26 protein-coding genes and 1 tRNA gene are annotated in these 26,227 nt (G+C 60.7%); 15 read left to right on the forward strand and 12 right to left on the reverse strand.

Annotated features, from left to right (window positions below; translation table 11 throughout):
• Window positions 1-4 precede the first annotated feature (4 nt).
• Together PSCI_RS06765 and PSCI_RS06770 are read left to right on the forward strand one after the other, a co-directional pair.
• Window positions 5-1,333, forward strand: a complete 1,329-nt coding sequence (locus PSCI_RS06765) for a S41 family peptidase (RefSeq protein ID WP_045484505.1) — start codon at window positions 5-7, stop codon at window positions 1,331-1,333.
• Window positions 1,333-2,106 carry a divergent polysaccharide deacetylase family protein gene (locus PSCI_RS06770; protein WP_045484509.1) on the forward strand — a complete coding sequence of 258 codons (774 nt, stop codon included), beginning with the start codon at window positions 1,333-1,335 and terminating at the stop codon, window positions 2,104-2,106. Before PSCI_RS06765 ends, PSCI_RS06770 begins: the two co-directional genes overlap by 1 nt.
• Before the next feature lie 151 nt (window positions 2,107-2,257).
• Here PSCI_RS06770 and PSCI_RS06775 read toward each other — a convergent pair whose 3' ends face one another.
• The 10 genes from PSCI_RS06775 to PSCI_RS06820 form a co-directional block, all read right to left on the reverse strand.
• Window positions 2,258-3,016, reverse strand: a complete 759-nt coding sequence (locus PSCI_RS06775; RefSeq protein ID WP_045484512.1) for a substrate-binding periplasmic protein — start codon at window positions 3,014-3,016, stop codon at window positions 2,258-2,260.
• Between the two features lie 100 nt (window positions 3,017-3,116).
• Complete coding sequence (gene hisF / locus PSCI_RS06780) at window positions 3,117-3,887, reverse strand: imidazole glycerol phosphate synthase subunit HisF (protein ID WP_045484515.1); 771 nt, start codon at window positions 3,885-3,887, stop codon at window positions 3,117-3,119.
• A gap of 117 nt (window positions 3,888-4,004) precedes the next feature.
• Window positions 4,005-4,742, reverse strand: a complete 738-nt coding sequence (gene hisA / locus PSCI_RS06785) for a 1-(5-phosphoribosyl)-5-[(5-phosphoribosylamino)methylideneamino]imidazole-4-carboxamide isomerase (RefSeq protein ID WP_045484518.1) — start codon at window positions 4,740-4,742, stop codon at window positions 4,005-4,007.
• Between the two features lie 91 nt (window positions 4,743-4,833).
• Window positions 4,834-5,094, reverse strand: a complete 261-nt coding sequence (locus PSCI_RS06790) for a DUF2164 domain-containing protein (protein ID WP_045484522.1) — start codon at window positions 5,092-5,094, stop codon at window positions 4,834-4,836.
• Between the two features lie 4 nt (window positions 5,095-5,098).
• Window positions 5,099-5,737 (reverse strand): imidazole glycerol phosphate synthase subunit HisH, encoded by a 639-nt coding sequence (gene hisH, locus PSCI_RS06795; protein WP_045484524.1) that lies wholly within the window; start codon window positions 5,735-5,737, stop codon window positions 5,099-5,101.
• Window positions 5,737-6,330, reverse strand: a complete 594-nt coding sequence (gene hisB / locus PSCI_RS06800) for an imidazoleglycerol-phosphate dehydratase HisB (RefSeq protein WP_045493925.1) — start codon at window positions 6,328-6,330, stop codon at window positions 5,737-5,739. Before hisB ends, hisH begins: the two co-directional genes overlap by 1 nt.
• Before the next feature lie 129 nt (window positions 6,331-6,459).
• Complete coding sequence (locus PSCI_RS06805) at window positions 6,460-6,849, reverse strand: VOC family protein (protein WP_045484527.1); 390 nt, start codon at window positions 6,847-6,849, stop codon at window positions 6,460-6,462.
• A gap of 140 nt (window positions 6,850-6,989) precedes the next feature.
• Window positions 6,990-8,186: an amino acid aminotransferase gene (locus PSCI_RS06810; RefSeq protein ID WP_045484530.1), complete on the reverse strand. Its 1,197-nt coding sequence runs from the start codon at window positions 8,184-8,186 to the stop codon at window positions 6,990-6,992.
• A gap of 28 nt (window positions 8,187-8,214) precedes the next feature.
• A complete protein-coding gene (locus PSCI_RS06815; protein ID WP_045484533.1) occupies window positions 8,215-8,838 on the reverse strand; it encodes a YitT family protein in 624 nt (207 codons plus the stop codon).
• 183 nt (window positions 8,839-9,021) lie between these two features.
• Window positions 9,022-9,513: an Lrp/AsnC family transcriptional regulator gene (locus tag PSCI_RS06820; protein WP_231906377.1), complete on the reverse strand. Its 492-nt coding sequence runs from the start codon at window positions 9,511-9,513 to the stop codon at window positions 9,022-9,024.
• A gap of 176 nt (window positions 9,514-9,689) precedes the next feature.
• On the opposite strand from PSCI_RS06820, the gene PSCI_RS06825 reads away from it, so the two are divergent.
• The gene (locus PSCI_RS06825; protein WP_045484535.1) at window positions 9,690-11,063 is read left to right on the forward strand and encodes an amino acid permease; all 1,374 of its coding nucleotides are present in this window, start codon (window positions 9,690-9,692) and stop codon (window positions 11,061-11,063) included.
• 168 nt (window positions 11,064-11,231) lie between these two features.
• Here the strand turns inward: PSCI_RS06825 and PSCI_RS06830 are convergent, their stop codons facing one another.
• Complete coding sequence (locus PSCI_RS06830) at window positions 11,232-12,893, reverse strand: OFA family MFS transporter (protein ID WP_045484538.1); 1,662 nt, start codon at window positions 12,891-12,893, stop codon at window positions 11,232-11,234.
• 441 nt (window positions 12,894-13,334) lie between these two features.
• Here PSCI_RS06830 and PSCI_RS06835 point away from each other — a divergent pair, with 441 nt between their 5' ends.
• From PSCI_RS06835 to PSCI_RS06880, 10 genes are all read left to right on the forward strand, one after another.
• Window positions 13,335-15,569, forward strand: a complete 2,235-nt coding sequence (locus tag PSCI_RS06835; RefSeq protein WP_045484542.1) for an AsmA family protein — start codon at window positions 13,335-13,337, stop codon at window positions 15,567-15,569.
• On the forward strand, window positions 15,566-16,651 hold the full coding sequence (gene mutY / locus PSCI_RS06840; protein WP_045484545.1) for an A/G-specific adenine glycosylase: 1,086 nt from the start codon (window positions 15,566-15,568) through the stop codon (window positions 16,649-16,651). Before PSCI_RS06835 ends, mutY begins: the two co-directional genes overlap by 4 nt.
• Entirely contained in the window at window positions 16,648-16,920 is a 273-nt protein-coding gene (locus PSCI_RS06845; RefSeq protein WP_045484547.1) for an oxidative damage protection protein, read from the forward strand. Before mutY ends, PSCI_RS06845 begins: the two co-directional genes overlap by 4 nt.
• Before the next feature lie 98 nt (window positions 16,921-17,018).
• Window positions 17,019-17,094, forward strand: a tRNA-Phe gene (locus PSCI_RS06850).
• A gap of 498 nt (window positions 17,095-17,592) precedes the next feature.
• On the forward strand, window positions 17,593-18,048 hold the full coding sequence (locus tag PSCI_RS06855; protein ID WP_045493931.1) for a type IV pilin protein: 456 nt from the start codon (window positions 17,593-17,595) through the stop codon (window positions 18,046-18,048).
• Entirely contained in the window at window positions 18,045-18,515 is a 471-nt protein-coding gene (locus tag PSCI_RS06860; protein ID WP_045484550.1) for a pilus assembly FimT family protein, read from the forward strand. Before PSCI_RS06855 ends, PSCI_RS06860 begins: the two co-directional genes overlap by 4 nt.
• Window positions 18,499-18,906 (forward strand): type IV pilus modification PilV family protein, encoded by a 408-nt coding sequence (locus PSCI_RS06865; protein WP_045484553.1) that lies wholly within the window; start codon window positions 18,499-18,501, stop codon window positions 18,904-18,906. Before PSCI_RS06860 ends, PSCI_RS06865 begins: the two co-directional genes overlap by 17 nt.
• A complete protein-coding gene (locus PSCI_RS06870; RefSeq protein WP_084709872.1) occupies window positions 18,903-19,595 on the forward strand; it encodes a PilW family protein in 693 nt (230 codons plus the stop codon). Before PSCI_RS06865 ends, PSCI_RS06870 begins: the two co-directional genes overlap by 4 nt.
• 12 nt (window positions 19,596-19,607) lie before the next feature.
• Window positions 19,608-21,824: a hypothetical protein gene (locus PSCI_RS06875; RefSeq protein WP_231906381.1), complete on the forward strand. Its 2,217-nt coding sequence runs from the start codon at window positions 19,608-19,610 to the stop codon at window positions 21,822-21,824.
• A 75-nt stretch (window positions 21,825-21,899) separates the two neighbouring features.
• Window positions 21,900-22,391, forward strand: a complete 492-nt coding sequence (locus PSCI_RS06880; protein ID WP_045484556.1) for a hypothetical protein — start codon at window positions 21,900-21,902, stop codon at window positions 22,389-22,391.
• 353 nt (window positions 22,392-22,744) lie between these two features.
• On the opposite strand, the gene gabP is transcribed toward PSCI_RS06880, so the two are convergent.
• The gene (gene gabP, locus PSCI_RS06885) at window positions 22,745-24,139 is read right to left on the reverse strand and encodes a GABA permease (RefSeq protein ID WP_045484559.1); all 1,395 of its coding nucleotides are present in this window, start codon (window positions 24,137-24,139) and stop codon (window positions 22,745-22,747) included.
• A gap of 533 nt (window positions 24,140-24,672) precedes the next feature.
• Here gabP and PSCI_RS06890 point away from each other — a divergent pair.
• The gene (locus PSCI_RS06890; RefSeq protein WP_045484562.1) at window positions 24,673-25,446 is read left to right on the forward strand and encodes an ABC transporter ATP-binding protein; all 774 of its coding nucleotides are present in this window, start codon (window positions 24,673-24,675) and stop codon (window positions 25,444-25,446) included.
• Between the two features lie 14 nt (window positions 25,447-25,460).
• Window positions 25,461-26,225 (forward strand): ABC transporter substrate-binding protein, encoded by a 765-nt coding sequence (locus PSCI_RS06895; RefSeq protein WP_045484565.1) that lies wholly within the window; start codon window positions 25,461-25,463, stop codon window positions 26,223-26,225.
• Window positions 26,226-26,227 lie beyond the last annotated feature (2 nt).

Consider the following 26,227-nt stretch of genomic DNA (forward strand, 5'->3'; position numbering starts at 1 on the left):
TCACATGCTGCATTTGCCCCGCCTTACCTCGCTGGCCCTGGCGATTGCCCTCGTGATCGGGGCACCGCTGACTCAGGCCGCCGAGCCAGCCCCTGCCGCCCGAGCGGCGGAGCCTGCCGCTGCGGCCAACGCCAAGGCACCGTTGCCGCTGGACGAGCTGCGCACCTTTGCCGAGGTACTGGACCGGGTCAAGGCTGCCTACGTCGAGCCCGTGGACGACAAAACCCTGCTGGAGAATGCGATCAAGGGCATGCTCAGCAACCTTGACCCGCACTCTGCCTATCTCGGCCCGGAAGACTTCCAGGAGCTGCAAGAGAGCACCAGCGGTGAGTTCGGCGGCCTGGGCATCGAAGTGGGTGTCGAGAACGGCATGGTCAAAGTGGTCTCGCCCATCGACGACACCCCGGCCTCGCGCGCCGGCATCGAAGCCGGTGACCTGATCGTCAAGATCAACGGTGCACCGACCCAGGGCCAGACCATGCAGGAGGCCGTGGACAAGATGCGCGGCAAGGTCGGCGAGAAGATCACCCTGACCCTGGTGCGCGATGGCGGCAACCCGTTTGACGTGACCCTGTCGCGGGCCATCATCCAGGTCAAGAGCGTCAAGGCGCAGCTGCTTGAAAGCGGCTATGGCTATGTGCGCATCACCCAGTTCCAGGTCAAGACCGGCGACGAAGTGGGCAAGGCGCTGACCAAGCTGCGCAAGGACAACGGCAACAAGAAACTCAGCGGCATCGTCCTGGACCTGCGCAACAACCCAGGCGGCGTGCTGCAATCGGCGGTCGCCGTGGCCGACCACTTCCTGACCAAAGGCCTGATCGTTTACACCAAAGGCCGGATCGCCAACTCCGAACTGCGCTTCTCTGCCGACCCGGCCGATGCCAGCGAAGGCGTGCCACTGGTGGTGCTGATCAACGGCGGTAGCGCGTCGGCCTCGGAAATCGTCGCCGGTGCCTTGCAAGACCAGAAGCGCGGCATTCTGATGGGCACCGATACCTTCGGCAAAGGCTCGGTCCAGACCGTGCTGCCGCTGAACAACGACCGCGCCCTGAAGCTCACCACCGCGCTGTACTACACCCCTAACGGTCGCTCAATCCAGGCGCAGGGCATCAACCCGGACATCGTGGTGCGCCGTGGCAAGGTCACCAGCGAAGCCGATGGCGAGAACTACAAGGAAGCCGACCTGTACGGCCACCTGGGCAATGGCAACGGCGGGGCCGACAGGCCGACCGTCAAGGGCAGCGCAGCCAAGAGCCGTCCGCAGGATGAAGACTATCAGCTCAATCAGGCGCTCAGCCTGCTCAAGGGCCTGAGCGTCACCCGCGGCAACTGATGCGCGGGTTCCTTCACCTTGGGCTCGCTCTGGTGCTGGCGGCTGTGTCTTGCGCAGCCGCTGCCACTGAGGCGCCGAAAGCCTACCTGAGCCTGATCATCGACGATCTGGGCCAAAACCCCAGCCGCGATAGCCGGACCCTGGCCCTGCCGGGGCCGGTGACCCTGGCGATCATGCCTGACACACCGCATGCCACCGACTTCGCCCGGCAGGGCCATAAGGCCGGCAAGACGGTGATCCTGCATATGCCCATGGACCCGGCCACCGGCCCCTACGCCTGGCATCCTGGCCTGCCCACCAGCGAGCTGGAAAGCCGCCTCAACGCGGCATTGCTCAAGGTGCCCTACGCCGCCGGCATCAACAACCACATGGGCAGCCGCATGACCGCCGAGCCTGAGGCCATGAGCTGGCTGATGGCCGAACTGCAACGGCGCCACCTGTTCTTTGTCGACAGCCGCACCAGCGCCCGCACCGTGGCCGCCGCCAAGGCTCAGGAACTGGGCCTGGCGAGTGTCTCGCGGGATGTGTTTCTCGACGACGAGCGCACTGCCGAGGCCATCACCCGGCAACTGCACAGCGCCGTGCGCCTGGCCCGCGAGAAAGGCACTGCCGTGGTGATCGGCCATCCTTACCCGGTGACCCTCGACGTCCTGGAACGCGAAATGCCCAGGCTCAAGGCCCAGGGCGTGGAATGGATCGAGTTGCGCCACATGATCAGCCTGCGCGGCAACAAGGCCATGCCGGCTCATGGCAAAAATGGTGTGTATCGCTAAGAGGGTGCCTACAAAATGGCTGCACTCGGCAATACTGCGTTGAAATCGACCTCAAAATGCTCATGTACTTATGTACACTGCGCTTTTTCGCCCGATTTCGCCTTGTCTTGCCTTCGTTCGCCTATTTTGTAAACACCCTCTGAGAGGGCGCCTACAAATACTGATCGGTGATCTTGTCGATCAGCCCTTCACGGCGAATCTGATCGAGGGCTTTTTGCAGCCGCTCGACGATCGGCTGCGGGGTGTCTTTATTCAAGGCCAGGTACAGCTCGGCCCTGTTGAAGCGCAGTACGCTCTTGAGGCCGGTGATGCCGTCCTGACGCGCCAGCCAGCGCCCGGTCGGGTCGGCGGTGGCCCACAGGTCGATCTGGCCGCTGACCAGCCGGCGCGGGTTGTCCTGGTCGCGCAGCATCAATACCGGATCAAAGCCTTTGAGCAACAGATGCTCGGCCACCGCATCGCCTTTGTAGGCGCCGACCCGGTAGCTTTTCGCCTGTTCCAGGCTGCTGAGCGAGACAATCGGGCTGTCGCCACGGGCCAGCAGGACCCATTGGACCGTCGAGATCGGCCCAACCCATTTGAACAGGGGCTCGCGTTCCGGGGTGCGGACGGTGGAGAACACCGCATAGCCAGGCTTTTCCAGCGCCAGCTTGTAGACCCGTTCCCAGGGAAAGCGCAGGGTCAGGTTGTACTCGACACCGGCACGCTTGAAGGTTTCGCGCATCACCTGCACGGCGATGCCGTCGAGGTTGTCGCCCTGAGCGAAGTTCTTGCCATCCAGGGCCATGTTGTACGGCGGGTAGTTCTCGGTCAGCAGGACGATCTTGCGCACTGCCGCTTCGCTGCCAGACACCAGCGGGCTGAGAAACGGGATGAGGCCAATCAGTACAAGCAGAAGACCCTTGAACATATTCCGGGACTCGAACAAGACGACCGATGCAGAGTGCCGTGAAGCGGGTGGACTGTCTACCGGGATGACTACTTTTGATACATCCCGGCAGAAAATCGTTTCAGCGCACCACAATGCCCCGTGCGGCCATGTAGGCCTTGGCTTCGGGAACCGTGTATTCACCGAAGTGGAAGATGCTCGCCGCCAGCACCGCACTGGCGTGGCCTTCCAGTACACCGGCTGCCAGGTGCTCAAGGTTGCCGACGCCGCCTGAGGCGATCACCGGAATACCCAGCGCATCGCTGATGGCGCGGGTGACGCCCAGGTCGAAGCCGTTCTTCATACCGTCCTGGTCCATGCTGGTCAGCAGGATTTCTCCGGCGCCCAGATCTTCCATTTTCTTCGCCCACTGGACCGCATCCAGCCCGGTCGGCTTGCGCCCGCCATGGGTAAAGATCTCCCAGCGCGGCGCTTCGCCCGGCCCGCTCACCTTCTTGGCATCAATGGCAACGACGATACACTGCGAACCGAAACGATCGGCCGCTTCACCGACGAACTCGGGGTTGAACACCGCTGCTGTGTTGATCGACACCTTGTCGGCGCCAGCGTTGAGCAGGTTACGGATGTCCTGAACCGTGCGTACACCACCGCCGACGGTCAGCGGAATGAACACCTGGCTGGCCATGCGCTCGACAGTGTGCAGCGTGGTGTCACGGCCATCGACGCTGGCCGTGATGTCCAGAAAGGTGATCTCGTCCGCGCCCTGCTCGTTGTAACGCCGGGCGATTTCCACCGGGTCACCCGCATCGCGGATATTTTCGAATTTCACACCCTTGACCACCCGACCGTTGTCGACGTCCAGGCAAGGGATGATGCGTTTGGCTAGAGCCATTGGGTCTGATCTCCGATTCTCGTAGGAGCGGCTTTAGCCGCGAAGGCCGCGAATGGTCATGAATAGCCACGACCTGGCCAGCCTGCTTCGCAGCTAAAGCTGCTCCTGCCGGGTCTGTCAATTGCCGTAGTTATCGCAGAAGGCCTGGGCCTCGGCGACGTCGAGGGTGCCTTCGTAGATCGCCCGGCCAGTGATGGCGCCGATGATGCCGGGGGTTTTGGCGTCCAGCAGGGCCTGGATGTCGCCCAGGTTGTGGATGCCGCCCGAAGCGATCACCGGAATTCGCGTGGCCTGGGCCAGTGCGGCGGTGAAAGGTACGTTGCAGCCCTGCATCATGCCGTCTTTGGCGATGTCGGTGTAGACGATGGCCGACACACCATCGGCTTCGAAGCGCTTGGCCAGGTCGATGACCTGTACGGTGCTGACTTCAGCCCAGCCGTCGGTGGCGACGAAGCCGTCTTTGGCGTCCAGACCGACAATCACTTTGCCAGGGAACGCGCGGCAGGCTTCAGCCACGAACTCGGGCTGCTTGACCGCCTTGGTGCCAATGATCACGTAGCTCACACCGGCCTTGACGTAGTGCTCGATGGTTTCCAGCGAGCGAATACCGCCGCCGATCTGGATCGGCAGCTGTGGATAACGCTTGGCGATGGCGGTGACCACCTCACCATTGACCGGCTGACCTTCAAAGGCGCCGTTGAGGTCAACCAGGTGTAGGCGGCGGCAGCCACCGTCGACCCACTTGGCCGCCATGCTCACCGGATCGTCGGAGAACACCGTGGAATCTTCCATACGGCCCTGGCGCAAGCGAACACAGGCACCGTCTTTGAGGTCGATTGCAGGAATAATGAGCATGCTTTTTTCCTTTGTCGTAGGAGCGGCTTTAGCCGCGAATCGCAGTGTCTGTTTCGCGGCTGAAGCCGCTCCTACAGGGTCATCACGATCGTTAATCTTTTTCCAGTGCCCACAGGTCGCTTTCAACGGCTTCGAAGCGTTCCTTGAGCAACTGCTGGGCATCGAAAATCGCCCGGTTGTAGTAGTACGGGGCGATCTCGCGCCCGAACAGCTCCAGTACCTCGGCCACCTCAAAGGTGCCCAGCTCCAGCTCGAAGCGCTCGGCGAACAGGCGCTTGAGCTTGTGGGTCGCTTCCTGCTCCTGTTCCGGGGTCAGCTTGAGAATCGGCGCGCGGGTTCTGGAGCGGCTCATGGTCTTACCAGCGCCCGTCCCAGGCCACGAAGTTCTGCAGCAGTTGCAGGCCGTGGGTATGGCTCTTCTCGGGGTGGAACTGCACGGCGAAGCGCGAACCGTCGGCCAGTGCTGCGGCGAAGTCCACGCCGTAATGACCACGGCCCACCACCTGACCGGGTTTGCCGGCTTCGATGAAGTAGCTGTGTACGAAGTAGAAGCGGGCCAGATCCGGAATGTCGTGCCACAGCGGGTGGTCGACACTCTGGCTGACTTCGTTCCAGCCCATGTGCGGCACCTTGAGGTGTTCGCCGCCTTCGCTCAGATCCTTGCCGAAGAACCTGACCTGGCCGGGAAACATGCCGATGCAGTCAACGCCGTCGTTTTCTTCACTGCGATCGAGCAATGCCTGCATGCCGACGCAGATCCCCAGAAACGGACGGTCCTTGCTGACTTCCTGCACCAGGCTGTCAAAACCCAGCCGGCGGATCTCGGCCATGCAGTCGCGGATCGCGCCGACACCGGGAAACACCACGCGGTCGGCTTCACGGATGACCTTGGCGTCGCTGCTGATCAGCACCTTGCCGGCGCCGACGTGCTCAAGCGCCTTGGCAACCGAGTGCAGGTTGCCCATGCCGTAGTCGATGACCGCAACGGTCTGCATCAGAGCACCCCCTTGGTGGAAGGCATCTGCCCGGCCATACGCTCATCGAGCTCGACAGCCATGCGCAGTGCGCGGCCGAAGGCCTTGAACACGGTTTCGATCTGGTGGTGGGTATTGGTGCCGCGCAGGTTGTCGATGTGCAGGCTGACCAGCGCATGGTTGACGAAGCCCTGGAAGAATTCCTGAAACAGGTCGACATCGAACCGGCCGACCACCGCACGGGTGTAGGGCACGCGCATCTGCAGGCCGGGGCGGCCGGAGAAGTCGATGACCACCCGCGACAGCGCTTCGTCCAGCGGCACATAGGCATGGCCATAGCGACGAATGCCTTTCTTGTCACCAATGGCCTTGGCAAACGCCTGACCCAAGGTGATGCCGACGTCCTCCACGGTATGGTGGTCGTCGATGTCCAGGTCGCCCTTGCACTCGATATCCAGGTCGATCAGCCCGTGCCGGGCGATCTGGTCAAGCATGTGCTCAAGGAAGGGAACCCCGATATCGAATCGGGCCTTTCCGGTGCCATCCAGGTTGATCGAGACCTTGATCTGGGTTTCCAGAGTATCGCGCTCGACGGATGCCTTACGTTCGGCCATCACCAGCTCCGCAAAATCAGTAGCGAAAAAGGCGAGCATTATAGGCGCAGAAGCGCCCGGCATGAAGTAAAGAGGCGACGAGAAGGCAAGATGATAGCGACCAGGCTGCTCAGAACTACCTGAAACCGCTCAACCGATGGGCGAACAAAGCTCTACCAGCGTGCCGTCCGGGCAGCGCACATACGACACCGTTTGCCCCCAGGGCTTGGTCTGCGGGCTGGCCAGTTCGGTTGCACCGGCCTGCACGGCACGCGCGTGAGCCGCCGCAACATCGTCGGTGACCAGCGCGACTTCCATGCCCAGCGGTTTGCTGGAACTGTGTGCGGCAACGTGACCGGTGCTGAAATTTGATTGCGCCAGTTCATCGGCAGCAAAGGCCAGCGCGGTTGCACCGGTTTCCAGCTCGCCGTAGGTGCCGGACTCATGGACAAAGCGGGTTGCCAGGCCGAACGCCTGGTTGAAGAACGCCAGGGACGCGGCAACGTCGGGGACGTAAATGATGGTGTAGCCGAATTTCATGCGCTGGACTCCTTGTCTGGATGCAATGGTATTCGTATCGCGACATCGGCAACGACACCCCGTAGGAGCTGCTTTAGCAGCGAGCCCTTTCGCTGCTGAAGCAGCTCCTACGGGCGAGGCCAGGTGTCGGGCCGCAATGCTTACGCGAACAGGCTGGCGATGGCGTCGGCGACTTTGTCGACGTTGCTGTCGTTCAGGCCGGCCAGACACATCCGGCCGCTGCGGATCAGGTAAACGCCGTGTTTGTCGCGCAGTTCATCGACCTGTTCGGCGCTCAGGCCGGTATAGCTGAACATGCCGCTCTGCTCCAGGATGAAGCTGAAGTCCTTTTGCGGCGCCTTCTGCGCCAGCACCTCTACCAGGCGTTGGCGCATTTCAATGATGCGCACGCGCATGGCCTCAACTTCGGCCAGCCAGTCAGCACGCAGCGCCGGGCTATTGAGTACCCGCGCCACGATCTGCGCGCCATGCACCGGCGGGCTGGAGTAGTTGCGGCGCACGGTGGCTTTCAATTGGCCCAGCACTCGCTCAGCCAGTTCGGCGCTTTCGCAGACGATCGACAGGCCGCCGACCCGCTCGCCATACAGCGAGAAAATTTTCGAGAACGAGTTACTGACGATGGTGGTGGCGCCCGCCTCGGCCATGGTGCGGATCGCGTAGGCATCCTGCTCCATGCCTTTGCCAAAGCCCTGATAAGCAATGTCGAGGAACGCGATCAGTTCGCGGCCTTTGACCACCTCAACCACCTGATCCCACTGCGCTGGCGTCAGGTCGGCGCCCGTCGGGTTATGACAGCACGGGTGCAACAGCACGATGCTGCGCGCCGGCAGGCCTTGCAGCGTGCCGAGCATGGCCGCGAAGTCGACACCGCCGGTACGTTTGTCGAAGTACGGGTAGCTGTTGACCTTGAAGCCCGCACCGCCGAACAGCGCGATGTGGTTTTCCCAGGTCGGGTCGCTGACCCACACCTGAGAATCCGGGAAGGCGTATTTCAGGAAGTCCGCGCCGACCTTCAGCGCGCCCGAGCCGCCCACGGTCTGGATGGTCGCCACACGGCCAGCCTTGAGCAGCGGGTTCTCGGCGCCGAACAGCAGGTTCTGAATCGCCTGACGATAAGGTGCCAGGCCCTCCATCGGCAGGTATACGCAAGCGCTCTGCTCACCGGCATCGATCTCGTGCTGGGCGCGGACGGCGGTGTCCAGGCGTGGAATGTGACCCACGGCGTCATAGTAGAGGCCAATACTCAGATTGACCTTGTCAGTGCGCGGATCCTTGCCAAAGGTTTCCATCAAGGAAAGGATCGGGTCACCGGCGTACGACTCCACGTGGGCAAACATGCGGACAAACTCCTGAAAGTAAGGGAAATCAGGCCGAGTAACGGTCGGCCCGGTGGTTCTGCGCAATGATGAAGTTCAGCAGTATGGCGCCCAGCACCGAAACGCCCAGCACCGGCAAACTGATGAACGCCAGGGACGCGATCAGCACGCTGATGTCCACGCCCATCTGCAACCAGCCAGCCTTGAAGCCATACCGGTCCTGAACATACAGGGCAAGGATGTTAACACCACCCAGACTGGCCTTGTGACGGAACAACACCAGGAACCCGACGCCCAGCATCACGTTGCCCACCAGCGCGGCATAGAACGGCTGCAACTGATCAATGTGGATAAACAGCCCGTGGCGATCAGAGAAGTACGACACCAGCCCCACCGCACAAAAGGTCTTGAGGGTGAACACCCGCCCCATGCGCCGCAACGCCAGATAATAGAACGGCAGATTGAGCATGAAGAAGGCAGCACCGAACGGTAAGGCCCAGGCGTAATGCAGGTACAGCGCAATGCCCGCCGTGCCGCCAGTCATCACCCCTGCCTGACGCAGCAGCATGACGGCGAAGGAAATCATCGCGGTCGCGATAACAATCGCAAAGATGTCTTCCTGGAGCGAGTGGCGGGTATCGACAGGTTTGGCGGCGGCAACGGTCGTGGTCATGGGTGTCGCTCGGGCAGGATCGGGGCTCATAAGGACGTACGCCACACAGCGCGCGCCTCACACAATGAGCGCCAATACTATCCACAACATCAATTTTGCGCGAATAAATAACGATAAACGCACAAACAAGACACAAAACAAATAATAAATGCACTAATTACGCGCAAAATTGATTTTCATGCATCAACACAGCGCAGTCTTGCCCCCGACCAGCGCGGTGACCTCGCTGTTTTCCTTCAGGCGCTCCAGCACCACTGCGGTCTTGATATGCGCCACCGCATCGCTGGCGGTGATCAGCTCCATCAGGCGATTGAGGCTGTCCAGATTGTCGACCGCGACCTTGAGGGTGTAGTCCGCATCGCCGGTGGTTTTGTAGGCATCGATGATCGAATCAAGGGTCGTCACCAATGAGTGAAATTGTTCGCGATGCTCGGTGCGGTGGCTGGTCAGGCGCACCTCGATCATCGCCAATACCTCGCGGCCCATGGCCTGCGGGGCAATGCGGGCGTGATAGCCCTGAATCAACAGGCTCTGCTCCAGGCTGATACGGCGCCGTGAGCATTGCGAAGCGGACAAGCCGACCAGATCGCTCAACTCCTGATTGGTCAGGCGGCCATTGGCTTGCAAGAGCGTAAGGATTTTCAGATCAAAGTCGTCGATTTCATTCATTTTCATTGTGGTAATCGCCCAGGCTTTAAATGTTTCCAGGCCGCGCAGCCTATCAGCTTAAATGACCTATCCGCGAACCCGCTCAGAGTGCAGAATCACGCCCCTGAAAAATGGCACCGCATTTGCTGTGTCAGCGCCTTACAAGAGCCCGGCTGCAAGCGGGCCATTTGTCATTCATTGCTATGGAAAATCCAATGACCCAAGCAACGCTGCACCGCGGCCTGAAAAACAGGCACATCCAGCTGATCGCCCTGGGCGGTGCCATCGGTACCGGGCTGTTTCTGGGCGTCGCCCATACCGTCAGCATGGCCGGCCCGTCGGTCATCCTCGGCTACGCCATCGCCGGCCTGATTGCCTTCTTCATCATGCGCCAGCTCGGCGAAATGGCCGTCGAAGAGTCGGTGGCCGGGACCTTCAGCCACTTTGCCAACACCTACTGGGGGCCGCTGGCCGGTTTTATGTCGGGCTGGAACTACTGGGTGCTCTATGTGCTGGTAGGCATGGCAGAACTCACTGCCGTGGGCCTGTACGTCCAGTACTGGTGGCCAGAGATTCCGACCTGGATGTCGGCGGCAGCGTTCTTCGTGATCATCAACCTGCTGAACCTGAGCAGCGTGAAAACCTACGGTGAGACAGAATTCTGGTTCTCGATCATCAAGGTGGCCGCGATCATCGGCATGATCGTGTTCGGCGCCATTCTGCTGGCCAGCGGCAACGGCGGCCCGCAAGCCTCAATCAGCAACCTGTGGCAGAACGGCGGCTTCTTCCCCAACGGGGTCAAAGGCCTGCTGATGGCAATGGCCTTCATCATGTTTTCGTTCGGCGGTCTGGAACTGATCGGCATCACCGCCGCCGAAGCCCAGGACCCCAAGCGCAGCATTCCCAAGGCCACCAACCAGGTGATCTACCGCATCCTGATTTTCTATGTAGGCGCGCTGACCATTCTGCTGAGCCTCTACCCGTGGGAAAAGGTCGTCACCGGCGGCAGCCCGTTCGTGCTGATTTTCCATGACCTGGACAGCAACATCGTCGCCACCGTGCTCAATATCGTGGTGCTCACCGCCGCGCTGTCGGTCTACAACAGTTGCGTGTACAGCAACAGCCGCATGATGTTCGGCCTTGCTGCGCAGGGCAACGCGCCCAAGGCGATGCTCAAGGTCAACGCCCGTGGCGTGCCGGTCAACTCGCTGGCCGTGTCGGCCACAGCCACCGGCCTGTGCGTACTGATCAACTACCTGATGCCCGGCGAAGCCTTCAAGTTGCTGATGGCCCTGGTGGTCGCCTCGCTGGTGATCAACTGGGTGCTGATTACCATCACCCACCTGAAATTTCGCGCCGCCAAGCGTGAGGCCGGCCAAGTCACTCAATTCCAGAGCATTGGCTACCCGTTCACCAACTACCTGTGCCTGGCATTTCTGCTCGGCATCCTGGTGATCATGTACCTGACGCCAGGCATCAGCAGTTCGGTGGTCATCATGCCGTTCTGGCTCGCCTTGCTGATCGCGGCCTACAGGCTCAAGTGCAAGAGCGCAGCACAGCTGTCCAAGTCGTCCTGAGTTTTACAGCGCCCACAAAAAAGCGCCTGCATGCAGGCGCTTTTTTTATAACTTCTGACTGATCGGTATATCTGTAGGAGCAGCTTTAGCTGCGAAGCCTTCGTCGTATTCGCGACAAACGTGCCGAGGCTACAGACCTCTTCGCGACTAAAGTCGCTCCTACGTGGATCAGTTAAACAGTACCGCTGTTTTCTGCAGGGTCACCCACACACCCCACGCCAACGGGATGCCCACGGCCAGCCAGGCCGCGATCACAAACGGCGTGGTACCGGCAGCGGCTTTCCATTCCAGCACGGTAGTGCCTTCGCTGCTCTTGTCGTGACCGATGGCGCGCTCGGCGGCCAGTTCGGCGTCGGTCATGAAGTACTTGTCGGCCACCGGACGGATCATCAGGTTGCAGATAAAGCCCAGCACCAACAGACCGGCAAGGATGTACAGCGTGATGTCATAGGCATCGGCCCGCGCCACACCGTGGCTGAGCTGGTACTCACGCAGGTAGTTGACCAGTACCGGACCCAGCACACCGGCTGCCGCCCAGGCGGTCAGCAGACGACCGTGGATCGCACCGACCATCTGGGTACCGAACAGGTCAGCCAGGTAAGCCGGCACAGTGGCAAAGCCGCCGCCGTACATCGACAGCACCACACAGAAGGCCGCCACGAACAGCGCGATGCTGCCCCAGTGACCCAGCGTTGGCACCGAGGCGTACAACACGAAGCCCAGCGCGAAGAAGATGAAGTAGGTGGCTTTACGGCCCAGGTAGTCCGAGCACGAGGCCCAGAAGAACCGGCCACCGATGTTGAACAGGCTCAGCAGACCGGTGAAGCCGGCGGCGATCGCCGCAATGGCCTTGAGCTGGTCAGCATTCAGTTCGCTGAAGGTCAGGTCATTGCCCAGCAGCTTGCCGGCGAACACTTCCTGCAGCAGCGGCGATGCCATGCCCAGGATGCCGATACCAGCCGAAACGTTCAGGCACAGCACCAGCCAGACCAGACGGAACTGCGGGGTTTTCCAGGCCACACTGACATGCACGTGGCGGTCAGTGATCATCGCGTTGCTGGCTTTCTTGGCAGGCGCGGTCCAGCCTTCAGGCTTCCAGCCGGTTGGCGGTACGCGGTAGCCCAGAGCGCCACCCATCATGAACACGAAGTAGATCACCGCCATGACCGCGAAGCTCTGCCATACACCTACGCCGTCAGCGCTGGCGAAGTGGCTCATCAGTGCAGTGGCCAGCGGTGCACCCACCATCGCGCCGCCACCGAAGCCCATGATCGCCATGCCGGTAGCCATGCCGCGCTTGTCCGGGAACCATTTGATCAGGGTCGACACCGGAGAGATATAACCCAGGCCCAGACCGATACCGCCGATGACTCCGGAACCCAGCCACATCAGCCAGATCTGGTGGGTATAGATACCCAGCGCGGAAATCAGCAGACCGCCACACCAGCACAGTGCCGAGACGACACCGGCCTTACGAGGACCTGCGTGCTCCAGCCAGCCACCCCAGATAGCTGCCGAACAGCCCAGGAAAATGAAGAACAGCGTGTAGATCCAGCCCAGCATGGAGATCTGCCAGTCACAGCTCGACGCAAACATCTGTGCGAAGAAACCCATGTCCGGGGTGCAGGCGACAGGAGCGGTGATACCGACAGCCTTGGACAACGGCAACCAGAACACCGAGAAGCCGTAAGCCATACCAATACACAGGTGGATGGCCAGAGCGGCGGGCGGAACGAGCCAGCGGTTGAAACCCGGCTTGGCAATAATGCGTTCTTTGGACAAGAACGCAGGCTGGGCAGATTGGCCACCCAACGCTGTGCTTGTACTCATTGTATTAACCCCAATGTATGCAATGCTCGCAGGACTTTTAACGCCGACCCACCCTCAGTCTTCCATGAACGAAAGCCCGGAGCTTTTATATTCAATAGGTTACGGTTATGTGGCAAAAAGCCGCACCTGATCAGCGATGGCGCAAGAGTAGCACTTACAAGAGGCAGTTAGTGTTTTGTTACAGGTTTTTTTCGACTTTTCTCAATAAGCTTTTTCTATGATGCAATAGATCTAACCGATCATAAAAAACATGCCCCATAGATCAATAAATCAGGGCGCTTAGTTGTCACACAAAGTCCGTTGCTTCGTGCAATTTACCCGACCCAATCGGCGACCAGCCGGCAGACCGACCGCCATCCTGCCGGCTTGTGCGCCCGACAGCCTGACGACAACGGTATACTCACTGACCCATTTCGAGCGACCGACCACAAGGACCCGCCCATGAAAGCGTTCGGCAAAATCCTGGGACTGTTTATTCTCGGTTTGTTGCTGATCATCGTGGCTCTCGGCTTTGCCTTGACCCATCTGTTTGATCCCAACGACTACAAAGACGAAATCCGCCAACTGGCCCGCGAGAAGGCCAATGTCGAGCTGACCCTCAACGGCGATATCGGCTGGAGCCTGTTCCCCTGGCTGGGCCTGGAATTGCACGACGCCCGGGTCGCAACCCTCAATGCGCCAGACCAACCGTTTGCCGACCTGCAGATGCTTGGCCTGTCGGTCAGGGTGCTGCCGCTGATCCGGCGCGAAGTGCAGATGAGCGATGTTCGCGTCGAAGGCCTGAACCTGACCCTCAACCGTGACAAGAACGGCCATGGCAACTGGGAGGACATCGGTAAACCGGCGACCCCGGCCAGTACCACGCCAACCGCCCCGGCCGGCGAGAGCACTCCGCCAGCACAAGACACTGCGCAAAAACCTTCCAGGCCCGTCAAGCTGGATATCGACAGCCTGACCGTCAACAATGCCCGCGTGCTGTATACCGATGAAGCGAAGAACCAGACCTATACCGCCGAAAGCATCCAGCTGAGCACCGGCCCGGTTCGTGAGGGCAGCGACATCAGCCTGAAGCTCACCGCGTTCCTCAGCGGCAACCAGCCTGCATTGCGCGCCCGCACCGAACTGACCGGCAACCTGCGCCTGGATCGGGCCCTGCAGCGCTACCAGTTCGAAGACATGCGTCTGTCCGGTGAACTGGCCGGCGAGCCGCTGCAAGGCAAGACCGTCACCTTTGTTGCTCAAGGCCAGTTGCTGGCTGACCTGGCGGCCAATGTGGCCGAATGGAACAGCCTGAAAATCACCACCAATCAACTGCGCGCGCTGGGCGAACTGCGCGCCCGCGATCTGGACAAGACCCCGCAGCTCAGCGGCGGCCTGTCGGTGGCGCAATTCAACCTGCGCACCTTCATGGACGGTATCGGCCAGCCACTGCCGACCATGGCCGAAGGCAGCCTGAGCAAGGTCGAGCTGGTCACCCGCCTGAGCGGCACGCCGACCAGCCTGGTGCTCGATGAGCTGAACCTCAAGGTCGACGACAGCACTTTCAGCGGTCGCGTCGCCATAGAAGACTTCAGCAAACAGGCGCTGCGCCTGCAACTGAAGGCCGACAGCTTCGACGCCGACCGCTATCGCCCGGCCGCAACCGAGACCGAAAAAGGCGCCAAGGCGGCGCGCAAGTCCGAAGTACAGAACAGCGAAGCCACAGCCATCGCCGGCGCGGGCACCACCCCACTGCCCGAGCCGCCGACCAAGACCGCCTGGAGCACCGAGAAGCTGTTGCCGCTGGAGCGCCTGCGCAGTCTCGACGTCGAAGCCGAGCTGAGTTTCGGCAAACTGATCGTCAACAAGCTGCCGATCGACAATGCCGCGCTCAAGACCCAGGCCGCCGGCGGCGTGATCCGTGTCGACAGCCTGCGCGGCGGTTTGTACAACGGCGACTTCGAGATCAAGGGCAACCTTGATGCCCGCCAGGACATCCCGACCGCCAGCGTGCAGACCCGGGTCAACAAGGTGCCGGTCGAGCGCGTGCTCGATAGCCAGGGCCAGACCCCGCCCGTGCGCGGCCAGTTGATCCTCAACAGTGATCTGAGCGGCAAGGGCAACAGTGAGAAAGCGCTGATCGACAGCCTTAACGGCACCGCCAGCTTCGTCGTCAACAATGGCGTGCTGGTCAATGCCAACCTCGAACAGCAACTCTGCCAGGGCATTGCCCTGCTCAACCGCAAGCCGCTGACCGGCGAGCCACGCGGCAAGGACACCCCGTTCCGACAACTGAGCGGCAGCCTTGCCGTGCGTAACGGCGTGGCCAGCAACCCGGACCTCAAGGCGCAGATCCCCGGCCTGACCCTCAACGGTAAAGGCGATGTCGACCTGCGCGTGCTGGGCATGGATTATCGCGTCGGCATCATCATCGAAGGCGACAAGGGCGAAATGCCCGACCCGGCCTGCCAGGTCAACGAGCGCTATGTCGGCATCGAGTGGCCGGTGCATTGCCGTGGCCCGCTGGAGCTGGGTGCCAAGGCGTGCCGGGTCGACAAGGAAGGCATCGGCCAGGTCGCCGCCAAGCTTGCGGCCAATGAAGTGCGCAACAAGCTCGATGAAAAGATCGAAGAAAAACTGGGCGACAAAGTCAGCCCTGAACTCAAAGACGCTCTGAAGGGGCTGTTCAAACGATGAATGCTGTACACGCCCTTGCGCCTGAGCAGTTCTCTCAGGCGGTGCTGGACTGGTTCGATGTCCATGGCCGCCACGACCTGCCCTGGCAGCAGGACATCAACCCTTACCGGGTATGGGTTTCGGAAATCATGCTGCAGCAGACCCAGGTCAGCACGGTGCTCAACTACTTCGACCGGTTCATGACCGCCCTGCCCACCGTGCAGGACCTGGCTGAAGCAGCCGAAGACGAAGTGCTGCACCTGTGGACCGGGCTGGGCTACTACACCCGCGCGCGCAACCTGCAGAAGACCGCGAAGATCATCATGGCCGAACACGGCGGTGAGTTTCCGCGCAGTGTCGAGCAGCTCACCGAACTGCCTGGCATCGGCCTGTCCACCGCCGGGGCCATCGCCAGCATCAGTATGGGCATTCGTGCGCCGATCCTCGACGGCAACGTCAAGCGCGTGCTGGCGCGTTATGTGGCGCAGGAGGGCTACCCCGGTGAACCGGCCGTGGCGCGCCAGCTATGGGCGGTTGCCGAGCGCTTTACCCCGCACGCCCGCGTCAACCACTACACCCAGGCGATGATGGACCTCGGCGCGACCTTGTGTACGCGCAGCAAGCCCAGCTGCCTGTTGTGCCCGCTGGAGCGCAGTTGTGAAGCGCACCTGCTGGGCCTGGAAACCCGCTACCCGGTGCCCAAGCCACGCAAGAGCATCCCGCAAAAACGCACCCTGATGCCGTTGCTGGCCAACGCCCAAGGCGAGATTCTGCTTTACCGCCGCCCGTCTACCGGACTCTGGGGCGGCTTGTGGAGCCTGCCAGAGCTGGACGCCTTCGATGACCTGCAGCACCTGGCCAGCCAGCACGCGCTGGAGCTGGGCAGCCACCACGAGCTGCCAGGCGTGCTACACACCTTCAGCCATTTCCAGCTCAGCATCGAACCCTGGCTGGTCAGGGTTCAGACGCCGGCCAGCCACGTGGCCGAGGCCGACTGGCTCTGGTATAACCTCGCCACCCCGCCGCGCCTGGGCCTTGCCGCCCCGGTGAAGAAGCTGCTCAAACACGCAGCCGACGTATTGAATGCAGGAGAGTCCTCATGACCCGCACCGTAATGTGCCGCAAATACAAAGAACAACTGCCAGGCCTGGAGCGCCCGCCGTACCCGGGTGCCAAAGGCGAAGACATCTTCAACAATGTCTCGCAGCAAGCCTGGGCCGACTGGCAGAAGCACCAGACCCTGCTGATCAACGAGCGTCGGCTGAACATGATGAACGCCGAGGACCGCAAATTCCTGCAGACCGAAATGGACAAATACTTCTCGGGTGAGGACTACGCCAAGGCTGAAGGCTACGTCGCGCCGGAAAACTGATCATTTTTTGAACAAAACACGTAAGCATCGAAAAATATTCAGTTTTTTCTAAAAAAAAGTTGACGCATCTCCGGAAAACGCTTTTAATGCGCCCCGTAGCCCAGATAGCTCAGTCGGTAGAGCAGGGGATTGAAAATCCCCGTGTCGGCGGTTCGATTCCGTCTCTGGGCACCATCTTCAAATCAGGTGGTGCACGCATCACCCGATCAGTAAAAAACCCGCCCAGTGCGGGTTTTTTATTGCCTGCAGGAAATGCCTTTGGCAGCGTTGCGTTCGATTCGCCAGCATCCCGACCAACGATAACAGGCAGGCGGTTTGCCGAACGGGCGCGAAGACAACCGCAACCCGCTCTCAATGCGCATCAAGGTTCAAACCAGGCAACCCTCAAACATCGGTAGGAAAAAAACCACCCGCGCGCTAATCATGAGTGAAATCAATATATTGAACTTTCAATTTCATACGATTGAAACATCCCGTTCTTTATATATTCACCGCCATTACCGGACTCGCCACCAGCGCCTGTTTTCCGACTACCAGTCAAAGTAATGACACGCCAGGTAAAAACCCGACAAACCGCCAAAAATGGGCTACCAGCGGCCAACCGGCTGTTTCCGGGGCAGGTGCTGGCATAGTAGTATCGTATTAATACTTTCTTCTTTTGCGATGTTCGATATGCGTGCTACAGCCTGCAATAAACAAAGCGGTTTTACCCTCGTCGAATTGCTGGTGACCGTGGCTGTGGTCGGCATCCTGGCAGCCATCGCCATCCCCTCCTACGAGAGCTACGTGACCAAGAGCAAGATCAAGGGCGCGCAGTCCGATCTCGCCGCACTGAGCCTGGTGATGGAGAACTTCTACCAGAAGCAGCTCAAGTACCCGACCAACACCGCCAGCACCACTGCCGAGTCGCGCTGCGTGGCCGCCACCGGCACGACCACGTGTTCCGTGTCGGGCTGGCAGCCTAGCCAGGACGGGTTCATCTACAAGATCGTCACCGCCACCGCCAGCACCTACAAGCTTGAAGCGTTGGGCAGCAGCGGCAAAGTCAACGGCTGCAGCATCACCCTGACCCAGGACAACGTGCGTGCCATCGCCAGTTGCAGTGGCTACAACGGCGGCTGGCAATGAACCGCAGCCGTGGTTTTACCCTGATCGAGCTGATGATCACGTTGGCGATTTTCAGTTTTCTGATCACCATGGGCTCGCAACTGACCAAATCCTGGACCGACAGCGCCAGGCAGCTAGAAGCGGCCAACCTGCTCAAGCAAGGCATCAGCCGCGCCAAGGCCACCGCCCTGCGCAACCCCGGCGCGGCCCAAAGCAACGCGCCAGCCGCCGCGCTGTGCAGCTCTGGCCAGACACTCAAGCTGTTCAGCGTCGCCGACCTGGCCAGCATCAACTGCGCAGCCACCGACAACATTCTCTGGCAAGCCAACCTGCCCGGCTCCGCAACCCTGCAGAGCAGCGGAACCAATATCACCTGCATCGCGTTCAACAGCCGGGGCCTGCCAGTCACCGGCAGCAACTCGTGCACGACCAGCACCATCAACGTAACGGTTGGCAGCGAAGCGTCAGTCAATGTCGAGATCATTTAAGCCCGCACGCCACCGTCAACGTGGCGACATCCTGCTGGAATCGTTGATCGGCATCGTGCTGATGTCGATCATCGGCCTGGGCATGACCTACGCCACCTCCCGCGCCGCCGTGGCCCAGCGCGACATGAAGGTGCAGAACATTGCGGTAAGCCAGATGCGGGATTTGATCAGTCGGTATGGCAAGACGCTGTGTGCGGGCAATGCTGCCCTGGCGAAGATCACCGTACCGATGCAGACCGCAGCGCTGACGCTGGATGCCAGCTGCACCAACACCGCCAGCATTACCGTGGACGGCATGACGATAGACACCTCTGGCGCCGTCGTCCTCACCACGCGCAGCAGCGACAGCACTGTGTTCGGCGGCGTGATTCGGGTCGGTGACGAAACGTGAAACGCCCCCAGCGCGGGTTCAATCTGATCAGCTTGATGATTGGCATGACGCTGTCGCTGATCAGCATCCTGGCGATGCTCGCGCTGTACAAGAACATGGTCGGCATCTCGGTGCGCTCGATTCAGGATGCGCAGCAGGACGGCCAGGTCAGCGCGGGTTTTCTGACCGCGCAACTTGAGATGCGCAATGCGGGATTTGGCATGGATTTACCCATTTCCAACAGCATCGTGCTGCTGGCTGGAGCGACACTGACAAACAACACTTTAAGGGCAACCAACGAGTACCCCCAGCCGGTCGAGAACACAGGCAACGCTTTGGTCTGGGTTTCCCAGTTGTCGTCCACAGTCGCCCCCAGTTGCGCTGGATTACTAGCTCAGGATGGCCAACTGTTTTATCTAAAGGGCGCTAGTAGTTGTACTGAGATTGCACATTGGCGCACTACCAACTGGACGAGCACGGTATTAGTAGCCGCCCCCAAGAGCCCTACCGATGACAGCAATTACGGAAATCTCCAGCCCGCAGGCTTTTTCAAGACAGAATCCGCACCGTGCTGGCCATTCGGCAAGACCGAAACCCTGACCAACCGCCTGAAAGTCATCATGACAGCCTCAATCAGTGCCAAGGACTCAGCCGGTAACGCGGTAAAAAGCGTCAGTGAAATCTGCCTGCCCAACCTTCCCACCTCGTAGCAGGATTGCACCATGAGCCTTTCACGCCTGCTACCCGCCATGCCTCTGCCCACGCGACAACGCGGCATGGCCACGACCCTGATCATGACCCTGACCGGCGTGGCCCTGACGGCCGCTACGGTGGGAATGATGTACAGCATCCAGGGCGCAGGGGAGCAACAGATGGCCAGCCACGCCAACGTCCCGGCCGAGTCACGCGCCTGGGAAGGGGTTGAAGTGCTGCGCAAGTACCTTGCCGAAAAGAACCCGGACGCACCCGCCTGCACTGACACCACCACACCGCGCAGCAAACTGATCGATACCCCGGCCATTGCTGCGACCATCGTGTGCAAGGAAACCGCGAACGGCAAAACCCTGTTCACGGCCAACATCACCGGCTACAGCAACGTCAGCAGCCAGCGCGCCAAAGCCACCTCAACCCTGCAAGCGGTATACGAGAAAGGCGCGGGCGCCAGCCCGGCCGGGCAGACCCTGGGCAATGCCCTGACCTTCAACGGTGACCTCAATTACAGCGGTGGCTCGCTGTCGATCGTCAACGGCCCCTACCTGGCTTACATCAACCTCAATGGCACGCTGAGAATCACCAACGGTGCCAGAGCGTCAGTGTCCGGTTGCGCCAAGGCCGGTATCGAACTGTCCGGCGGCGGGGTCGCCGACAACGCGATCCTGCGCACCGAAGGCACCTTCAGCATGAGTTCGGCCAGCCCGCCCAACAACCTGACGCTGGGCGCCAAGAACATCAATATCACCCAGGATGGCGGCAGCTACATCTCGATCAAGGCCGGAGCCTTCAGTGCCGACGTGATGTCCGGCGGCAGCAAGATCGGCACGGCACTGGTCGGCGGCGTGATCAACACCGACACCGCCAGAACCATCACCCCTGTCACAGAAGGCACCTCGCTGATAACCCTGAGCGGCTCACCTGCCACGGTGTATGCGCTGGACCTGAGCAAGATCAGCCTGTCGGGCAGTACCATCACCACCACCGCTGCGGGCGCGGCCAAAAAGATCTCCGGCGACGCCAGCCTGCCGGCGACGATCACCATGACCTACAACGCGGTGTATGGCGGCGAAGTTGCCTTCCGCAACTCCACGGTCGGCACCTTCTGGGCCAACAACATCAACTTCACCGGCTGGAGTGCCAACTACTCGCTGCTCAAGGCCCACGGCAACGTCTCGATCCTGACCGCGACAATTGGCCAGTTCCAGGGCGGCGGCAATCTGTCGGTAACCCAGTGGAATACCCCGACCTTCAGCAACGCCAGCCGGATCTCCGGCGCCATACTCAATAACAGCGGCGGCACGCCTTATACCGGCAACCCGATTGCCAACCTGAGTTTTGCCGTCCCCAATTCGTCTCCCGGCTTGCCCGGCGTGCCGTTCTGCGACCTGACCCTCAGACCGGTCGATGTCTCAACCTTGCGCGACCAGGCCAACTACGTGTTCTATTTCGATGGCAACACGCCGATGCTGAGGATTCAGAACGTCAAAAGGGCCAACGGCACAGCGGTCGACCCAGGCCCGTATAACCTCACCACCTTTGACTTGCAGCGTATCGGGGGTGCCGATTTTCTGATCTGTAACTGGTACTACAACAGTGGTGGCAACAACACCTGCGGCAAGAATGCTACGCCCAGCAACGGCTGGGTATTCAACGGGATCATGGCATTCCCGCCCGGCGTCGCCTGGTTTCAGGGCAACGTGACCCTCGACGGCGTGCAAATGGCCCGCTTCAGCAATACCTTTCTCAGCACCGGTGACGTGACCTTGACCAGTTCGTCCAACGCACCGATTTACGCGCCGAACTTTTCCGGCCCCAGCTTCACCTGCGGCGGCGCCTTCTATGCCACTAACCTGTGCAAGAGCACCACGGCCCTGGCGACCTGGACCGACTCCACCGGCACCACCCGCACCGGCATGCCCATCGGCAATATCGCGGTCGAGGCCGAACGTGCGCTGTACACCAACGGCTGGACGATCTGGGGCAACGTGATTCTCGGTGGTCTGGTCAATGCTTCTGGCGCGACCACCAACATCAAAGGCGGGCTGTCCACCGGCAACAACGGCGTGACCGCTACCACCATCGGTGCGGGCGGTATCGCGGTGGACGTATCCAACATGAGCAGTGACCAGAGCATCGTCGGCACCACCACCGCAGGCTCTGGCAGTACGACAGGCGGAACAGGCGGATCGGGCACCACAACCGTGAAATGGGTACGCCCTCTGTAGACATCGCACTTGGGTTTTACCGCCGTCTGCGTTTCAATGGCGGCCCACGCCACACCGACACCCAAGGACACCTTCATGGCCTCCTCAGACAAGCAGCAAAAGCGCGCCCAACGCGCAAAACTCAAGGCCAAGCAGAATCGCTCCGGCCAGAAGCCGAAGACGTCGGTGCATTCGCTGTTCGATTCGCCGTTGGTCGATCAGCCGTTCGATGACGTGAAAATCGACCTGAGCACCTTTGACTTCCAGGACCTGGTCGAGAATGGCTTCGACCCGGCCGATTACGAAGACCTGTTCGAAACCATGCATCAGGCCGAGGCCATCAGCCAGATCGCGCTGTGCGCGGTATTCCTGCAATACCCGGTACTGGAACTGGTATTGGCCGAGCAGAACGACGAAGAAGCCACCGACTTCATGATGGGCCTGCTGATCACCTATCGCGCGATTTTCCATAATGAAGACGAAGACACCGCGCTGGAATGGATCAGCACACCCGCATTCCAGGCTGCCTACCAGAAGGCTTCGGACCTGCTGGTGATGCGCAACGAAAGCCAACGCCGCGGGCGTTGAGGCAATTCCTTTCAAGCCCTTGCCTGGGCTTTGTGACTGACAGAAAGCAGGCAGTTGCGCCTTGATCGTCTGGCCGAAGAGCTTGCCGGGAAGCTGATGGCTTACCGGCAATAGTCAGAAGAAGCCGGCGAGACCGCTGCCGAGGCACGCGCGAGCGCAGAACAGTTCGCGCAGGACCTGATACGCGCCACAGAGCGCTTGCTGGCTATATCACCGGCGCCCTGAGAAACCGCAGGAGCTGCTGTAGGAGCTGCTTCAGCAGCGAACAATACAACCTTGTTGCGGCTAATGTTCGCGGCTAAAGCCGCTCCTACGGGCCAGTCGGCCCCGATGCGCCGGGGCCGATCATGCGGTCAATTCAGCGCCGCAGCACCCTGCTCACCCGCCGCCTTGCGGCGCCGTGAAACCAGCAAACCGGTGGCAACCACACCCAGGCTCAGCAGTGCGGTGGCGACGATTTCCATGCGGTGTTTTTCCATGAACAGCATGGTGATCAGCACGCCGCTGATGAAGATGATCACCGCCCAGGTCAGCCACGGGAACAACCACATGCGGAAGGTCAGCGGCTCGCCGCTGGCGACCAGTTTGCGGCGCATGCGCAGTTGCGACACGGCGATCACCAGGTACACCAGCAAAGCGATGGCGCCGGAGCTGGCCAGCAGGAACTGGAACACGGCCTCTGGGGCGATGTAGTTGGCGATCACGGTCAGGAATGCCGCAGCGGTCGACAGCATCACCGCCCAGTAAGGCGTACCGGCCTGGGTGGTGCGCTTGGCAACGGCTGGTGCATCACCGCGTTTGCCCAGCGAGTAGAGCATGCGCGAGGCGGTGTACAGCGCCGAGTTCAGGCAGCTGGTCACGGCGATCAAGACGATGATGTCCACCACCATCTTGGCGTTGGGAATGCCCATGCGCTCCAGCACGGTCTGGTAGGAACCAACCGAGGCCAGCAGCGGGTCGTTCCACGGCACCAGCGCGACCACGATGAAGATCGACACCAGATAGAACAGGCAGATCCGCCAGATCACCGAGTTGGTGGCCTTGGTGATCTGTTTCGCCGGGTCTTTGGACTCGGCCGCTGCAATGGTGACGATCTCGGTGCCCATGAACGAGAACATGGTGGTCAGAATCGCTGCGAGCACCGCACCCATACCGTTAGGCATGAAGCCGCCGGTGTCGAACAGGTGGCTGACGCCGCTGACCTGGCTGGTCGGCAGAAAGCCGAAAATCGCTGCCAGGCCCAGCGCGACGAAGGCGACGATGGACAGCACTTTGATCAACGCGAACCAGAACTCGAACTCGCCGTAGTTCTTCACACTGAACAGGTTGGTCGCGGTCAGCAGCAGGGTAATGACCAGCGAGTAGACCCAGAACGAGATGTTCGGCCACCAGGCATGCAGGATCGCTGCGGCCGCGTTGGCTTCCAGCGGGATCACCAGTACCCAGAACCACCAGTACAGCCAGCCGATGGTGAAGCCGGCCCAGCGACCGATGGCGCGGTCGGCATAGGTCGAAAACGAGCCGGTGTCCGGAGAAGCCACGGCCATTTCGGCCAGCATGCGCATCACCAGCACCACCAGCGTACCGGCAGCGGCATAGGCCAGCAGCACGGCCGGGCCAGCGGCGGCGATGGCATGCCCGGAGCCGACAAACAAACCGGCACCGATTACCCCGGCAATCGACAGCATGGTGATGTGCCGAGGTTTCAACCCTTGGTCGAGGGTAGAGAAATTTGCGGAATTGCTCATTTAAAGCACCTTTGCGAGACGAGCCAGACACATCGGAGCGCTTCGTAAAAAGAATGCTACGGCGATGTTCTTTATTCTTTACGCAAATTCCGCGCCAGAATGTTCCAAAAACGACGTCGCTCAGGAACCACCTGACTTACAGACGAAAAAACGATCGAGATCTTTTACGGGGCTGTTCGGGATTTGTTACCGAATACCACAAGCGAACGGGCGTCAACGCACCAGCGAGAAACACTCTGTAGTAACAGGCACTGTTATGGTGCACAGCAAAACGTAACCACCGGGCACAAGCGGCTTCCCTGTACCGACCAAAGCTGGCAACATCGCGCCTTTTTTGCGCAAGGCCGTCGGCAATGGGGCAATCCCCCGGCATGAACGGTTTCTGTTGCGGCGACAGTCCCCTGCATCCATGCGACACGCCGCCACATCCTGCACCTTTGGCACTATGGTCCGATTCTGGCGCTATGCTAGCTTGGCGCACGCCAAGGAAGGCCACCAACAAGCAGGAGCGTATCTATCTATGAGGAACCCACATGGCCGAGGCCACGCCCGCCCTGGAAATCCGCAATCTGCACAAGCGCTACGGCAAGCTTGATGTACTCAAGGGCGTCTCGCTGACCGCCCGCGATGGCGATGTCATCTCGATTCTTGGCTCGTCCGGCTCTGGCAAGTCGACCCTGCTGCGCTGCATCAACCTGCTGGAAAACCCGCACGAGGGCCAGATCCTGGTCGCCGGTGAAGAGCTGCGCCTGAAAGCTGCGCGCAACGGCGAGCTGGTGGCCGCCGATAACCGGCAGATCAACCGGCTGCGCAGCGAAATCGGTTTCGTGTTCCAGAACTTCAACCTCTGGCCGCACATGAGCGTGCTCGACAACATCATCGAGGCGCCGCGCCGGGTGCTGGGCCAGAGCAAGGCGGAAGCCATCGAGGTGGCCGAAGCGCTGCTGGCCAAAGTCGGTATTGCCGACAAGCGCCACGCCTTCCCGACCCAGCTCTCTGGCGGTCAGCAGCAACGTGCGGCGATTGCCCGGACCCTGGCCATGCAACCGAAAGTGATCCTGTTCGACGAGCCGACTTCGGCACTCGACCCGGAAATGGTCCAGGAAGTGCTCAACGTCATCCGTGGCCTGGCCGAAGAAGGCCGGACCATGCTGCTGGTGACCCATGAAATGAATTTCGCCCGGCAGGTCTCCAGTGAAGTAGTCTTCCTGCACCAGGGGCAGGTCGAAGAGCAGGGCACACCCCAGCAAGTCTTCGAGGCCCCACGGTCGGTAAGGTGTCAACAATTCATGTCGAGCAATCGTTAAACGGAGCAACACCCATGCAGACGTACAAGAAGTTACTGCTGGCCACCGCTGCCACACTGGCAATCACCGGCAACGCGTTCGCCGAAACCCTCAAATTCGGTATCGAGGCAGCCTACCCGCCGTTCAACAACAAGGACGCCAGCGGCCAGGTCGTGGGCTTCGACTATGAAATCGCCCAGGCCCTGTGCGCCAAGATGAAAGTCGAGTGCCAGGCGGTGACCTCCGACTGGGACGGCATCATCCCGGCCCTGAACGCCAAGAAGTTCGACTTCCTGGTGTCGTCGCTGTCGATCACCGAAGAGCGCAAGGTGGCGGTGGACTTCACCGACCCGTACTACTCCAACAAGCTGCAGTTCATCGCGCCGAAAAGCACTGAGCTGAAAGCCGACAGCGTCGCCACGATCAAGAAAGAGCTCGACGGCAAGACCGTTGGCGCCCAGCGCGCCACCCTGGCCGCCACCTGGCTGGAAGACAACCTGGGCAGCGACGTGAAAGCGACCCTGTATGACACCCAGGAAAACGCCTACCTGGACCTGACCGCCGGCCGCAGCGATGCGATCCTGGCCGACAAGTACGTCAGCTACGAGTGGCTGAAAAGCAAAGACGGCGCGAACTTCGAGTTCAAGGGCAACCCGGTCGAAGAAAACGACAAGGTCGGCATCGCCGTCCGTAAAGGCGACGCACTGCGCGAGAAGCTCAACGTAGCCCTGAAAGAAATCATCGCTGACGGCACCTACAAGAAGATCAACGACAAGTACTTCCCGTTCAGTATCCTCTGATT

It is taken from the genome of Pseudomonas sp. StFLB209, from assembly GCF_000829415.1.
Taxonomy (GTDB): domain Bacteria; phylum Pseudomonadota; class Gammaproteobacteria; order Pseudomonadales; family Pseudomonadaceae; genus Aquipseudomonas.